Genomic DNA, 13,779 nt, shown 5'->3' on the forward strand with positions numbered 1-13,779 from the left:
ATTTATATCCTCCTCTTTTCATCAGGATCTTTAGAAGTCCTGTAAACTAATAAAAGTAAAATCAATATTCCTAAGAACATCAAAGTAGATAATGCGTTAATCGCTGGATTTATTCCTCTTTTTGCCATTCCAAAAATTGTAACAGACAAGGTCTTAAATCCGTTTCCCGTAGTAAAATAAGATACTACAAAATCATCCAAAGAAAGAGTAAAAGCAAGGATTGCTCCCGAAAATATCCCAGGCTTAATCTCTGGAATAATAATCTTTCTCAAGGTGTACATAGGAGTTGCCCCCAAATCCATGGCAGCTTCTGGCAATGAAATACTCATTTGCTTTAACTTCGGCAAAACCGCCAAAACCACATATGGCGTAGTAAACATTATATGAGAAATTAGAACAGTTAAAAATCCATTTTCCATACTGACCACTTTAAACAAAACCATCAAAGAAATTGCAGTTACAATATCCGGGTTTAAAACAGGAATATAGTTTATATTTAAAGCTATGGACTTCTTCCAGTTCTTCATATAATAAATGCCAATTGCTGCAAAAGTTCCAAGTAAAGTTGCAAATATTGTAGCTAGGACAGCAACCATTAAACTGTTGTAGAAGGAACTTAATATCTCACTATTTCTAAAAAGCTCCCCGTACCATTTAAAAGTAAACCCGTTCCATGAAGTCTTTAACTTGGAGTTGTTAAAGGAAAAGACCATTAAAAACAAAATGGGAGCATATAAAAAGGCAAATACTAAAAATAGATAAAATTTTTGAAGTTTCTTTACCATAGTCCCCCTCCAGTCTTTTCATCATCAGGATTGACTTTATTGGTTACAAGCATGGACACAAAAATGATTACCATCAAAACCATACTAATAGCCGAACCATAATTCCAATTACCTATTACCCTAAACTGATTTTCAATTACATTCCCTATTAGGTTTATCTTGTTACCACCTAGTAGAGCAGAGATTTCAAAAGTCGAAATCGCTGGAATAAACACCATGGTTATACCAGTGATAACCCCCGTTAAACTCATAGGGAAAATAACCTTCCAAAAAGTTTGTAACTTAGTTGCTCCTAAGTCCTGAGCAGCCTCCACAAGGGAATTGTCCATCTTGTCAAGGACAGTATAAATAGGAAGTATCATAAAAGGTAGGAAGTTGTAGACCATACCAATAATAATCGCCCCACGAGTGTAAATCATAGTCTTTGGCTCCATGCCTAAAAACTTAAAAAGATTATTTAATATACCATTCTTTGCTAAAATATTCATCCATGCATAAGTTCTCAATAAAAAGTTCATCCACATAGGTAAAATTACCAAAATCAACATTATGGACTTGTTTCTAAGCCCTGACTTAGAAATCCAATAGGCTGTAGGATAACCAATCAATAGACAGATCACTGTCGTTACAAAGGCAATCCTAATAGAATTTAAAAGCACCTGTAAATTTATGGAGCTGAAAAATTCCTTATAATTATTTAAAGATAACGCACCTACACCATCGACGGTAATTGAGTAGTATAAAATCATAAAAAGGGGAATTACGATAAATACACCCATCCAAAGAAGGTACGGATAAGAAAGTTTTCTAAATTTCATCTCTTTGCTTCTCCATGATGTGAATATGGTCAGGAACGATTACCATACCAACCCTTTGATCCACATCCTTATCATAAATCGATTGAACAAGATACCTTTGACCATCCACATTGACAATAATGTCATAATGTACCCCTTTAAAAGTCACCTGCTCAACAACACCTTCAAGCATTCCATCTTCCGGTTTTACCAAATCTATATCTTCCGGTCTAATTACAACATCCACAGCCTCATTGAGCTTAAAGCCTTTGTCTACACATACAAAGCCGTGATTAGAAAAGACTACCTCAAAGTCTTTAACCATAGTACCATCCACAATATTACTTTCCCCAATAAAGTCTGCCACAAAAGCATTCTTAGGTTCATTATAAATATCAATAGGACTTCCAATCTGTTGAACTAGACCATTATTCATTACAACAATTTTGTCACTCATACTCAAAGCTTCCTCCTGGTCATGAGTAACATAGATAAAAGTTATACCAACCTCTTCCTGAATCTTTTTAAGCTCCGACTGCATTGACTTTCTAAGCTTTAAATCCAAAGCCCCAAGAGGTTCATCCAATAACAAAACCTTAGGTTCATTTACCAAGGCCCTTGCAATAGCTACCCTTTGTTGCTGACCACCAGAAAGAGAGTCCACAGATCTCTTATCAAAGCCCTTTAAAGATACAAGTTCCAAAGCTTCAGAAACCTTCTTGTCGATCTCATTCTTAGGAAGTTTCTTGATCTTAAGACCAAAAGCCACATTATCATAGATATTCATATTTGGAAAAAGAGCATACTTTTGAAACACAGTATTAATATTTCTCTCATAGGGAGGCAAAGATGCAATATTTTTACCATCGAAGATTACCTCACCAGAATCCGGCTGTAAAAACCCTCCAATAATCCTAAGAGTAGTAGTCTTACCACAACCACTGGGCCCTAGTAGAGTTAAAAACTCACCCTGCTTAATATTTAGATTCAGATTGTCCAAAATCAAATCCTCATCAAAGGACTTAGACACATTTTTTAATTCAAGAATATTTTCCATATTTCACCCCTTAAAAACTTGGTGGACTAGTAGTCCAAAGCACAATGGCATCAGAAGAACCATTATTTGATAACTTTCTTGGTTTCTCACAACTAGAATAGAAGCTGTCTCCCTTACCTAAAACATATTCATTCTCACCAATATTTAAAATAACCTTACCCTTTAGCACATATCCGAAGTTTTCACCCTCCGTCGGTGCCAGAGTCCTACTGGACCCTTCCGGTCTAATCTTAATAATAATAGTCTCCATCTCATTTTTTTGAGCACCAGGAACCAACCACTTAACCTCGTTGAGATTTTCATCATCCTCCATGATCACATAATCCTCCTTAGAAAATACCTCTTGAGGAGTTTCCTCTTCCTTGAAGAATTCAGCTAAGTTCGTTCCCAAAGCATCCAAAATATCCGATAGAGAGATTAAAGAAGGAGAAGTCAAGTCACGTTCAACTTGGGAAATAAACCCCTTTGTCAACTCAGATCTTTCAGCAAGTTCCTCTTGAGTTAGCCCAAGGGCAACCCTTCTATTCTTAATCCTTGCACCAATTTCCATAAACATCCCCCTCCAATAATATTAAGTAATTTGTTTACTATATTAAACTACCCTACTATTATAGCAAGAATTTTAAAAAATACAAGAGAATTTTTAGAAATACTTAACTTTTTTCTTACTATTTTAACCTTACCCGATTATCGAGAAAAAACACAAAAGAAAGCCGATTGGTTTTCCTTAAGATTCCTAAGTTGGACACTCAATTAACCAAAAACAAAGTTTTAAGAGTAATGGTAAAATTAATTAATATTTTTTCTTTTGGGAAATAAAATTGTATTATGAACGAAAATAAACATTCAAAATATGAGTTACAAAACCTGAAAGAAATCTCACAGATTTCTTTCCCTATTTACAGCTAGGTTTTCAGGATTGCAAATCCTGAATCGTTGGAGGTTAAGAAGGGGTGGTTCTAGGAGGGGACGATAGGAACATACGAAACGTTCCTAAGTCCCCTCCTAGGTTATAGAAAGAAAATAAAAACATAAATTATCAAGCACTCATACATGAGTGCTCGGCTGCAAGCAGTTTCACGAAGTTTATAAAACTTTGAACACCTTCGCCTATAGGCAGACTAAAAGGAAATCCAAAAGCTTTCCTACCTCTTACTCCGCGGGGTATTTAGGGGCTGCGTAAGCCCCTAAATCGTTGGAGGGTAAGGGAGGGAGGTTTTAGGAGGGACCGATGGGAACATACGAAAAGTTCCTTAGGTCCCTCCTAAGAAGATTAGAAAAAAATATATAACTTAATTAGATTTTTCAGAATTTGATAAAGTCCGAATAACAACTGCCGATAGGCAGAATAAAAGGAAAGCCATACAGCTTTCCTACCTCTTACTCCGCGGGGTATTTAGGGGCTGCGTAAGCCCCTAAATCGTTGGAGGGTAAGGGAGGGAGGTTTTAGGAGGAACCGATGGGAACATACGAAAAGTTCTTTAGGTCCCTCCTAAGAAGATTAGAAAAAAATGTATAACTTAATTAGATTTTCCAGAATTTGATAAATTCCGAATAACAACTGCCGATAGGCAGATTAAAAGGAAAGCCATACAGCTTTCCTTCCCCTCAATTTTCTTGCATTAAAAGATTGGAAAACCAATCCTTTAAAAACTCCTTCCTGCTCCTCCACCTCCGGAAGATCCTCCTCCACCGGAGAAACCTCCTCCGCCAGATGAACCACCGGAAAATCCACCTGAACCAAATCCGCCCATTGGGAATGGAAAATATCCTCTTCTATACCTTCCATAGCCCCGACGTCTAGGTCCTCGTGGTCCTCTAAAGATGGAAATCAGTACCAAAATTATGAATATCATTATAATGATATTGCTTCCACTTTGAGGAACAGCTTGTAAATTTTCAATATATTCTTGATAATTTCCTTCAATTTCTACATTATATTCCACAATCACTTGAGATATTACAGCTCTAAAAGTCTCAAGTAACGCCTTGTCAAATGTCTGCAGGTTATCCCGTTGTACATTTGTAATAAAATATTCATCAATTATTCTTCCGACCTTACCGTCATTGAGTCTACCTTCAAGACCATATCCTGTGGCAATAAATATGTTGAATTTATTGGATGTAGGTTCTTTTCCAACGAGTATCAACACCCCATTGTTCATTTCCTTGTCGCCTATGCCCCATTTTCTAAACATCTCGAGAGCATAGTCTTCAATTGGATATTCCTGTAAATCATTGATTGTCGCCACAACCACTTGAGCCTTGGTCTTTCCCTCCAACTCAATATTGGTCTTCATAATCTCATCTTTGGTCTGTTGAGAAAGCACTCCCATTTCATCATAGAAATAAAAATCCTTTGTAGGAGCTGGGATATCAGGCCCTATGGCATGACTTAATGAAGTCGAAAATATTACAAATAAGGCCAGAAAAATAGGTATTAATTTACTTAATCTCCTATTTTTATCCTTCATAACTGTTACCCGATTACAAAGTGTTTAGGAGCCAAATAACCAAAATCAACTTCAGGTGCCTTTTCAGAACCTGGGTCCGCCTCAAAGTAATCCTTTTGACTAAAGCCTAAAAGCTTAGCAAAAAGAGAGGTAGGTAGTCTTCTAACCTTAGTGTTAAACTGTTTTACAACAGCATTGTAGTCTTTTCTTGCAACGGCAATTCTATTTTCAGTTCCAGCCAACTCATCTTGTAACTGAATAAAGTTTTGATTTGCCTTTAAATCGGGATAGGCTTCAGCAACTACGTTGATGTCGCCAATGGCCCTAGTTAACTGAGCATTTGCCTCAGAAAGTTCCTTAGGGTTATTAGCTTCGTTAACCTTAGCTCTAGCTTCAGTTATCTTAGTCAAAGTCTCCTGTTCATGACTTGCATATCCCTTAACTGTGTTTACCAAATTAGGTATCAAGTCTGCTCTTCTTTGTACAGCAGTTTGTAAATCTGCGTAGGAGTTGTTTACATCCTCTTCCATTGTAACCAACCCATTATATGATCCAAATAGCGCCACAGCTATGGCAATCACTATTACGATCAATATCAAAATTCCGCTTCCAGCTTTTTTCATCATATCTCTCCTTCATCTTAATCTTCAATATCTATTTCAAAGATTTCCATCCTATCAATAGCATCCCTTACCAAGCCCTCTACATCCAAATTTTCTTCACTTCGTAAAATATCCGATAGTCTAGGCTTAGTCACCGGTCTGTCCGGCAAGAATACCGTACAACAGTCTTCAAAAGGCAAAATAGACGTTTCATAGGTATCAATATCCCTTGAAATTTCAATAATTTCAGTCTTATCCATTCCAATTAACGGCCTTAAAATAGGCATAGATACAACTTGGTTTATTACACCAACAGACTCAATTGTCTGGCTGGCAACTTGTCCAAGACTTTCTCCAGTGATAAGGGCGTTGTAGTCATGTAGCTTGGAAATTTCCTCACCAATTCTCATCATAAACCTTCTAGATAAAATGGTCATCTCCCTTGCCCTACACTTTTCATTGATCTCTCGTTGAATAGGCAAAAGATTTATAGAATACATAGTAATCTTACCAGTATAATAAGAAAGAATCTCCGCCAACTTCTTCACCTTATCAAAGGCCCTGTCACTTGTAAAAGGGTAGGAGTGAAAATGTAGCGCCGAGATTTCAACACCCCTTCTCGCCAGCATAAAGCCAGCAACAGGGCTGTCAATTCCCCCGGATAAAAGCAATAGCCCACGTCCAGAACTTCCAATTGGAAGGCCACCATAACCCTTGACCCTGTCCGTATAGATATAGATATGATTTTTCACATCGATATAGATCATCATATCCGGTTCATGAACATCCACATATAGCATAGGAGCATATTTCTTTAAAACCTCCCCACCGATCAGAGGATTAAGCTCTGGTGACTTAATTGGAAAACTCTTATCAGACCTTTTAGCTTCCACCTTAAAAGAAGTCTTTGACTGAATTTCCTTACTATCAATCAATTCAAAAACTCCCTTTACAATCTCATCAACATCCCTTGAAACCTTGATACAAGGACTTATATAAACAATTCCAAAGACTTTTTTAATATGATTAATCATTTCATCAAAGTCTTCTCTATCTGCCTTAATATATAATTTACCCTGTTCCTTATAAAAATCATCAACTTTGTAATTTTTTACCGATTCAATAATCTTTTTAACAGCTCTATCTTCAAAAGTCTTTCTATTCTTTCCCTTAAGAGCCAGTTCCCCAAAACTTACAGACAAATACCAATCCATTAATTTCTCCCTACAATACTTCTAATATCATTTACAGCAACTTCAAATTCCTTAAAAAACTCATCACATTCTTCAATAGTGGACTCATCAGAAAAAGAAATCCTCACGGTTCCCAAGGCGTGGTCACCGTCCACACCCAAAGCCTTAATAACCGGACTTATATTGTTCTTATTACAAGCAGAACCAGTGGAGATGTAGATTTCTTTAGACTCCAAATAGTGCAAAAGCACCTCTCCCCTAACATCCTTGATGGACACATTCAAAATATAGGGACTAAAATTTTCACCCTTAGAGTTGATGATTATATCATCCATTTTTTCAAGTTTTTCAATCAAATGGTTCTTTACTTCCATAACCCTAGCATAATTATCCATAAGGTTATTTCCTATAATTTCGCACATCTCACCAAGAGCGAGAATTCCAGGAACATTTTCCGTTCCAGAAGATATTCCCCTTTCCTGTCCACCACCTGTAATCACAGGTCGTACATTGACACCATCTCTAACAAACATAGCACCAATACCCTTTGGAGCATGAAACTTATGTCCACTAATAGTGTAGATGTCCACCTTAGCCTTATTTAAGTCCAGACCAACCTTTCCAAAACCTTGAATCCCATCAACGTGGAAAATACAATCCTTATTTTTCTTCTTTATTATATTGCCAATTTCTTCAATTGGATTTACAACGCCAATCTCGTTATTCACATGCATAATGGAGACCATGGCAGTATTTTCATCAATAGAATTTTCCAACTCCTCTAGGTCAATCCTTCCCTCATGAATGACAGAAAGGACCTTTAAATTATTAAGACCAAGACTCTCATAGGTCTTTTTAACAGAGGAATGTTCAATCTCAGTCGTTATAAACTCCTTGTTATGTCCATTGTCACCAAAGGATCTAATAGCAATATTATTACCCTCCGTGCCACAGGAAATAAAGTAGATTTCAGAAGCCTTAACCTTTAAAGCCCTAGCCACCTTATCCCTTGCCAATTCAATTTCCTTTTCCACCCTATGACCAAAACTGTGGAGGGCAGAAGGATTGGCAAAGTCAACAGTCATCGCCTTTACCATAATATCTACAGCCTCTTGTCTAACCTTAGTAGTAGCTGCATTGTCAAAATATATCATTTAATCTTCCCTTCATTCTAATACTAATAAAATTTAACTCACTTTATTAACTTGGCAAATATCAAACATTCAAATTTAAACCCTAACATATGCCAAATAACAGTTTTCAATTAACTATGATAAAATAATTATACCATTAAGAAAGGCTGGTTTAAATGAGAAGAAAGAAAGTTGTCAATAACTTAAGTGTAACACAAAGTGTTTTAACCATAACAACTACCGGTATCGATAGAAATAAAAATCATATATTTCTAGTGACTTTACTTACTGGAGGAGCAGACGGTCAGTTGATACAGTACCAATTTCCAGAAGACCAGGATGCATTTCTTGAAGACATAAGAAAAAAGCCTAATCTAATTACATTTAACGGACACAGCTTTGACATACCATTTTTGGAAAAACACTTTGCCCTATCCAACTTCTTAAAAGAAGATCTTGACATCTACAAATTTTTAAAGGGATATAAATTTATAAAACTTGAAAATTACAAGTTTACAACAGTTTTTGAATACTTTACCAAAGAAAAATTTGAAGAACTAACAGGAAGACAAACTGTAAAACTAATAAAGGAATATGAAAAGGAAAATTCTCCTACCGTATTGCAAAAAATATATAAACATGGAGAAGACCACTGCCTCAACCTCTACAGAGTCTATGAATTGGTAAAAGATGAAATAAAAAATGGTTCAATAAACCTATCCATCTATGGTAAAGATCTAAAACTGCTTCCCTATAGTTTTAAAGAGGAAAAAGACTACTTTAATATCGACATTATAAACTACGGCGACAAAATACCTCTAAGTTATCAGTATAAAGACTTCGAGCTTGTTACAAAAGATGAAAATTACCAGATAAAATTTAAAAAAGTAGAAGGACTATTAGACCAACAAACCCATGGAATTTGTATAATAACGGACTTTAAATACCAAGACGAAGACTTTAAAAAACTTAAACCAGGGCTCATACCAATTTTTGTAAAAGACTATCAAAAAGAAAAAATCCTTAAAGCAGTCAAACTTTCATTAAGTAGAATTGGAGAAGTGAAATGAAACTAGTGGACTTTAACGAAGAATATAAAAAGGGAACGAAACTACTCTTTATAAAAGGAGCACACTGCGCCCTCTGCGATGCAATGTTGGAAAAGACATTAAAAGAGCTAGACCCCTATACAATTGACATGACCATAATAGAGTTACAAGACCATCCACAAATCCGAGGGCAATACCTGATCTTTAGCTTCCCTACCATGATATTACTAGAAGATGGAAAAGAGATAGCAAGAGAAAGCGGATACTTTGACTTATCAACTATAAAAAGGATTATTAGCTGATGGAATTTAAAAGAAAGCTATTTGCTTTCCTTTGACCTATCAATGGCTAGGGTATTCAAAGTTTTAAAAACTTTGGAAAATACTTGCATTCAAGCACTCAGGTATGAGTGCTTAGTAATTTTAAGAATTTTATTTTTTTCTAAACCTAGGAGGGGACTAAGGAACGTTTCGTATGTTCCTATCGTCCCCTCCTAGAACCACCCCTTCTTAACCTCCAACGATTTAGGGATGCCTGTCGAGCACTCATGTATGATTGCTTGAAAACACCCCGCGGTATAAGGGGTAGGAAAGCTGGCTGCTTTCCTGCAAAACTTTCCAAAGTCAAACACTCCGCACCGGAGAACCGATTAATTTTTTAGTAAAATTACCAATAGATGTATAAAATTATTTTATTATCAAAAGCTGAATGCAGCAGTGCTAGTCTTATTGGGTATAATTATACTGTTATGCAAAAAACTTTAAAGGATTTGAATGATACTTTATGATTAAATATTTTACTACTAAGAACAATCAATTTGTGCAGATTGAGAATAGGGAATTGGACAGTTTAATATACTATAAGGGTCCAACTTCTGAGGAACTGGAGGAGATGTCAAAGTTATACGACATTGACCTTGAAGTTATATATGAGGCTTTGGAAATTGATGAGCCTTCTACTATTGAAGAGTTCCCTCATTATACTGTGGTGGTCATGAATGTGCCTATTGAGCTCTATGAGGAAGATGCTGTTACCTATGATATTATGCCAATGGTTGTGGTTCTTTTAAAGGACTACACTATTGTGATTGGAAGTAAGGACTCCCACGTTATGGAAGGGTTACTTACTAAGAGGTCTAGATATTTTGAGACTAGAAGTCAGACTCTTCTTTTACTTAAGATTCTTTTTGAAGTGGACAATCTGTATATGAGATATTTAAGAAAGATTGACAAGATTGGCAATCAGATCGAAGACAGGCTCAACAATTTTAGCAAGAATCATGAATTAATTGCTCTTATGAAGCTACAAAAGAGTTTGGTATACTTTACTATAGCTTTAAGGTCCAACGAGGTTGTACTGGAGGATTTGGAGAATGAAAGGTATATCCAGCATTCCCATGAGATCGGATTTTTGGAAGATATTATTATACTCAACAAGCAGGCCATCGAGATTACAATTAATTACAGTCAACTTCTTGAAGGCATGATGGGAACTTTTGAGTCAGTTATATCCAACAATGTAAATATCGTAATGAAGATACTGGCAATTGTGACTATTATCATGGCTGTACCCACCATGGTGTTTAGTGCTTATGGTATGAACTTAAATCCTGTTAGTCTACCTTTTTCTTCCCATCCTAATGGTTTTTTCATTGTAATAGGGCTTTCATTGGTGTTAAGTATTCTAGTCGGGATATTGTTTTTGTTTTTCCGCGATAAATAATTAATGGCACTTAATCTGGTACATATAAATTCCAAATTGAGTGCCATAATTTTTTATTCAGTTTTATTTGGATTATTGACCAAGGCTGTAAAGGTTATTAGTTCTATTCCATTTTCACTTTCGGAAGTCAGAACCACAAAGTATGGTCTATTTGCTATTACCTCCAAGGTCTTTTTTTCCTGGGATGGTGCTGATGTTAGCTTCATTCCAATTTCTGTTACAGCTTCTGCCTTTACTTCCCTTTCGTCAATGGATAGGGTTGCAACCTGCTTTATTTCATTGATTGCAACGGAATCTGAACTCTTAGAAAGTAGGACGTCCTCTTTTAATTTAAAGGGTTTTTCTAATCCATAAAAATTTTCCTTTGCTAACTTCAATAAGTCCAATTTAGACTTCAAATCTATTTTAGGTATTTGAAGAATTACAGAGTCATATTCCCCAGGCATATGATTTATGTGATAAATGTAAGTTCCAATATTAAGGGCGATCTTTTCTAAATACTCCTCCCTTGTTTCCTTTGGAACCAAGATATAGGCGTAGGACTTTTGATTTTTATTATCACTTTTTATCTCTTTTCTTGTAACTGCAGCATATTCATCCTCATACCCCAACTTTCCATCGGGATTTTCTTCAGTCATAAGATTCACTTTTTCTACACCATCAAAGGTTTTAAACTCTGCATCTTCGATAGTGTTCTTGCTTTCAAAGGGTTTAACCCATTTGCCATCAAATTTTGTAGCATTGAGAATAATATTGGACTGTTCTTTGTCGTATTCTGGTTCAAGTAGCACTTTTCCAATAATTTTTTCCTGTAATTCCCTTGATATGTTCTCAGCTTCCTTTGGAAAACTAGCCAACTTCAAATTGTCTGGTGCATTTTCCTTTAAGTCGAAAAATTCCCTATTTGCCATAATAAGATTAGCTGTTTTAATATTTGAAAGCTTTATCCCAGAAATATCCTTGTTATAAAATCTTTTTATTAAGTCGTTTTTCTTAAAGTCGTCGGTTATTTTTGTCAACTGATTAATAGCTTGGCCATAGGAGTAGGGACTGTAGACAATATTTTCTTTATAGTTACTCTTAACTATGTCTCTAAAAGTAGTGGTCGAAAAATAAGCCAGAACATCACCTTCATCTATGTCTGTTTCAGCGTCCGTTGGATAGTCAGAACCTATAGGCACTGGATCCGATTCTATGATAGATTTTCTTGGAACACAAGAAACCAATAAAACTATACATATTAATAGAATAAGTAAATCTTTCATCTCTTTCACCTCAGTAGGTTTATACCCAGAAAGAGAAAAAGATGGGCTTTTATCCCACATCTTACATCTCAACAATTGAGTGTTCGGCTGCAAGTAGTTTTTTAAGAATTTGATAAATTTCGAATAAGATTATTAAAAATCAAAGGAAAGCCACTAGCTTTCCCACCCCTTACCTACACAGCGGGGTGTCTAGGGGCGGCGTTAGCCCCTAAATCGTTGGAGGGTTCACACACTCAATATCAATTATATATATATATATATATATTAGTTTTAATGTTCTATTTCTATTTACCAGCCTTTAATATGGCTATGGATTGAGTGCCCGATTAAAAAAGGTTGGTTTTTCTCTCACTTCTAACTTCTCAATTCTCACATCTATCCAAGAACGTGTCCTTAGGCCTCCCTCTTTAAGATTAGAAAAGAAAAAAATCAATAAAGTAATTTTATCAAAGTTTTTAAAACTTCGTACATCCCTTTGCCGATAGGCAAAAAACAAGCCAAAGTTTACCAAGCACTCAAACATGAGTGCTCGGTTAAACCCTACTCTTTATTTCACTTATCCAATAAACTTTTCTGTAACTTCTAGCAATCTTTTAACTTGATGTGCAACTGCTGGTTGAACATTTTCAACAATCTTGCCATCTTCTCCCATAGTTGCAGTAGTACCATAAGGGTTTCCACCTGCAACTCTTACATCGTCACTAGTAAAACCAGGTGCAACAACAATTGCTCCTAAGTGGTACATTACTGAATAAACATTTAATACGGTGTTTTCTTGACCACCATGAGGGTTATTAGCAGAACTCATAGCAGAAACCATCTTGTTTGTAGTCTTTCCTTGAGCCCAAATTCCACCAAGAGTGTCCATAAATTGTTTCATTTGAGATGAAATAGCACCAAATCTTGTTGGAGTAGAGAATAAAATTGCATCTGCCCAGATAATATCATCTCCAGTTGCTACAGGAATGTCCTTCTTTTCTTCATAAACTTTCTTCATTCCAGGATTTCCATCAATTACCTCTTGAGGGATAAGCTCTTGAACTTGACGAAGTCTAACTTCAGCGCCAAGTCTCTTTGCCTCTTCCTCAGCCCATCTAGCCATTTGTAGGTTTGTTCCTGTCATGCTGTAAAATACGATTGTTAATTTTGATTTCATAATTCCTCTCCATTTCCTAATTTTTTCAATATTCGAATTAAATCATCCTTTTCCTCATCATTAAGAACAGAAAATATCTTGTTTATATTTTCAAGATGAGGAGGAAAAACTTCCTCAAAAAGACTTATACCCTTTTTGGTAATATTAACCAAGTAGGATCTCTTGTCTCTAGGATTTTCCTTTCTTCTTACATAGCCCGCCTTAGCAAGATTTTGAATAACCACCGTCATATTTCCAGAAGAAGTCAAAGTCTTCTCCGTAATAGTTGCAACCGGCAGTTCCCCTTTATGGTAAAGGATCTCCAAAACAGCAAACTGAGCAACAGTAAGTCCCCCAGCTCTAATAGTTTCCGTCTCCCTGCGTCGAACAGAAAGAAAACATCGAGACAGAACAATTAAAGCCTTTAAATTTTTATTAGTTAAATCTCCATAATCTCTCATACCTCTAGTTTATTACTAATTAGTACTAATGTCAACCATGTATCCCGCACTCAGTTTTATTCATAAAGTTTGTTTTTTAACTATTGACAATATTACTGAAAATACATAAATTATGCGGGACTGAGTG

Annotated in this window: 14 protein-coding genes; 3 read left to right on the top strand and 11 right to left on the bottom strand. The window is 35.9% G+C overall.

Annotated elements, in window-relative coordinates; translation table 11 throughout:
- Window positions 1-2 precede the first annotated feature (2 nt).
- The 8 genes from Q1K37_RS07365 to Q1K37_RS07400 all read right to left on the bottom strand — a co-directional run bounded on the left by Q1K37_RS07365 (window position 3) and on the right by Q1K37_RS07400 (window position 8,041).
- Window positions 3-785, bottom strand: coding sequence for an ABC transporter permease (locus Q1K37_RS07365; protein WP_300410930.1), 783 nt, complete (start codon window positions 783-785; stop codon window positions 3-5).
- Complete coding sequence (locus tag Q1K37_RS07370; protein ID WP_300410932.1) at window positions 779-1,603, bottom strand: ABC transporter permease; 825 nt, start codon at window positions 1,601-1,603, stop codon at window positions 779-781. The genes Q1K37_RS07365 and Q1K37_RS07370 overlap by 7 nt, the downstream gene beginning before the upstream one ends.
- Complete coding sequence (gene potA, locus Q1K37_RS07375) at window positions 1,593-2,639, bottom strand: spermidine/putrescine ABC transporter ATP-binding protein (RefSeq protein WP_300410934.1); 1,047 nt, start codon at window positions 2,637-2,639, stop codon at window positions 1,593-1,595. Before potA ends, Q1K37_RS07370 begins: the two co-directional genes overlap by 11 nt.
- A gap of 10 nt (window positions 2,640-2,649) precedes the next feature.
- A complete protein-coding gene (locus tag Q1K37_RS07380; protein ID WP_300410952.1) occupies window positions 2,650-3,189 on the bottom strand; it encodes a helix-turn-helix domain-containing protein in 540 nt (179 codons plus the stop codon).
- Between the two features lie 1,096 nt (window positions 3,190-4,285).
- On the bottom strand, window positions 4,286-5,113 hold the full coding sequence (locus Q1K37_RS07385) for a TPM domain-containing protein (RefSeq protein ID WP_300410935.1): 828 nt from the start codon (window positions 5,111-5,113) through the stop codon (window positions 4,286-4,288).
- Window positions 5,114-5,118: 5 nt separating this feature from the next.
- A complete protein-coding gene (locus Q1K37_RS07390) occupies window positions 5,119-5,715 on the bottom strand; it encodes a LemA family protein (protein WP_300410936.1) in 597 nt (198 codons plus the stop codon).
- A gap of 17 nt (window positions 5,716-5,732) precedes the next feature.
- Window positions 5,733-6,908 carry a tRNA uracil 4-sulfurtransferase ThiI gene (gene thiI, locus Q1K37_RS07395; protein WP_300410938.1) on the bottom strand — a complete coding sequence of 392 codons (1,176 nt, stop codon included), beginning with the start codon at window positions 6,906-6,908 and terminating at the stop codon, window positions 5,733-5,735.
- A complete protein-coding gene (locus tag Q1K37_RS07400; RefSeq protein ID WP_300410940.1) occupies window positions 6,908-8,041 on the bottom strand; it encodes a cysteine desulfurase family protein in 1,134 nt (377 codons plus the stop codon). Before Q1K37_RS07400 ends, thiI begins: the two co-directional genes overlap by 1 nt.
- A 155-nt stretch (window positions 8,042-8,196) precedes the next feature.
- Between Q1K37_RS07400 and Q1K37_RS07405 the strand changes: the two genes are divergently transcribed.
- The 3 genes from Q1K37_RS07405 (at window position 8,197) to Q1K37_RS07415 (ending at window position 10,791) form a co-directional block, all read left to right on the top strand.
- Window positions 8,197-9,090: a ribonuclease H-like domain-containing protein gene (locus Q1K37_RS07405; RefSeq protein ID WP_300410942.1), complete on the top strand. Its 894-nt coding sequence runs from the start codon at window positions 8,197-8,199 to the stop codon at window positions 9,088-9,090.
- Window positions 9,087-9,371 carry a thioredoxin family protein gene (locus tag Q1K37_RS07410; protein WP_300410943.1) on the top strand — a complete coding sequence of 95 codons (285 nt, stop codon included), beginning with the start codon at window positions 9,087-9,089 and terminating at the stop codon, window positions 9,369-9,371. Before Q1K37_RS07405 ends, Q1K37_RS07410 begins: the two co-directional genes overlap by 4 nt.
- Before the next feature lie 481 nt (window positions 9,372-9,852).
- Window positions 9,853-10,791, top strand: coding sequence for a magnesium transporter CorA family protein (locus Q1K37_RS07415; protein WP_300410945.1), 939 nt, complete (start codon window positions 9,853-9,855; stop codon window positions 10,789-10,791).
- Window positions 10,792-10,844: 53 nt separating this feature from the next.
- Here the strand turns inward: Q1K37_RS07415 and Q1K37_RS07420 are convergent, their stop codons facing one another.
- The 3 genes from Q1K37_RS07420 to Q1K37_RS07430 form a co-directional block, all read right to left on the bottom strand.
- Window positions 10,845-12,056 (bottom strand): serpin family protein, encoded by a 1,212-nt coding sequence (locus Q1K37_RS07420; protein ID WP_300410947.1) that lies wholly within the window; start codon window positions 12,054-12,056, stop codon window positions 10,845-10,847.
- Between the two features lie 556 nt (window positions 12,057-12,612).
- Window positions 12,613-13,212, bottom strand: a complete 600-nt coding sequence (gene wrbA / locus Q1K37_RS07425) for an NAD(P)H:quinone oxidoreductase type IV (protein ID WP_300410949.1) — start codon at window positions 13,210-13,212, stop codon at window positions 12,613-12,615.
- Window positions 13,209-13,652, bottom strand: coding sequence for a MarR family transcriptional regulator (locus Q1K37_RS07430; RefSeq protein WP_300410951.1), 444 nt, complete (start codon window positions 13,650-13,652; stop codon window positions 13,209-13,211). The genes wrbA and Q1K37_RS07430 overlap by 4 nt, the downstream gene beginning before the upstream one ends.
- Window positions 13,653-13,779: the final 127 nt, after the last annotated feature.

Origin of the sequence: Lagierella sp. (assembly GCF_029983815.1) — a bacterium.
Classification (GTDB): domain Bacteria; phylum Bacillota; class Clostridia; order Tissierellales; family Peptoniphilaceae; genus Mediannikoviicoccus.

Excerpts from the sequence above, each read along its gene's own strand:
- Q1K37_RS07420 (WP_300410947.1), bottom strand. The coding sequence starts at position 12,056 with ATGAAAGATTTACTTATTCTATTAATATGTATAGTTTTATTGGTTTCT.
- wrbA (WP_300410949.1), bottom strand. The coding sequence starts at position 13,212 with ATGAAATCAAAATTAACAATCGTATTTTACAGCATGACAGGAACAAAC.
- Q1K37_RS07370 (WP_300410932.1), bottom strand. The coding sequence starts at position 1,603 with ATGAAATTTAGAAAACTTTCTTATCCGTACCTTCTTTGGATGGGTGTA.
- Q1K37_RS07415 (WP_300410945.1), top strand. The coding sequence starts at position 9,853 with ATGATTAAATATTTTACTACTAAGAACAATCAATTTGTGCAGATTGAG.
- Q1K37_RS07400 (WP_300410940.1), bottom strand. The coding sequence starts at position 8,041 with ATGATATATTTTGACAATGCAGCTACTACTAAGGTTAGACAAGAGGCT.
- thiI (WP_300410938.1), bottom strand. The coding sequence starts at position 6,908 with ATGGATTGGTATTTGTCTGTAAGTTTTGGGGAACTGGCTCTTAAGGGA.
- Q1K37_RS07380 (WP_300410952.1), bottom strand. The coding sequence starts at position 3,189 with ATGGAAATTGGTGCAAGGATTAAGAATAGAAGGGTTGCCCTTGGGCTA.
- potA (WP_300410934.1), bottom strand. The coding sequence starts at position 2,639 with ATGGAAAATATTCTTGAATTAAAAAATGTGTCTAAGTCCTTTGATGAG.
- Q1K37_RS07430 (WP_300410951.1), bottom strand. The coding sequence starts at position 13,652 with ATGAGAGATTATGGAGATTTAACTAATAAAAATTTAAAGGCTTTAATT.
- Q1K37_RS07385 (WP_300410935.1), bottom strand. The coding sequence starts at position 5,113 with ATGAAGGATAAAAATAGGAGATTAAGTAAATTAATACCTATTTTTCTG.
- Q1K37_RS07390 (WP_300410936.1), bottom strand. The coding sequence starts at position 5,715 with ATGAAAAAAGCTGGAAGCGGAATTTTGATATTGATCGTAATAGTGATT.
- Q1K37_RS07410 (WP_300410943.1), top strand. The coding sequence starts at position 9,087 with ATGAAACTAGTGGACTTTAACGAAGAATATAAAAAGGGAACGAAACTA.
- Q1K37_RS07365 (WP_300410930.1), bottom strand. The coding sequence starts at position 785 with ATGGTAAAGAAACTTCAAAAATTTTATCTATTTTTAGTATTTGCCTTT.
- Q1K37_RS07405 (WP_300410942.1), top strand. The coding sequence starts at position 8,197 with ATGAGAAGAAAGAAAGTTGTCAATAACTTAAGTGTAACACAAAGTGTT.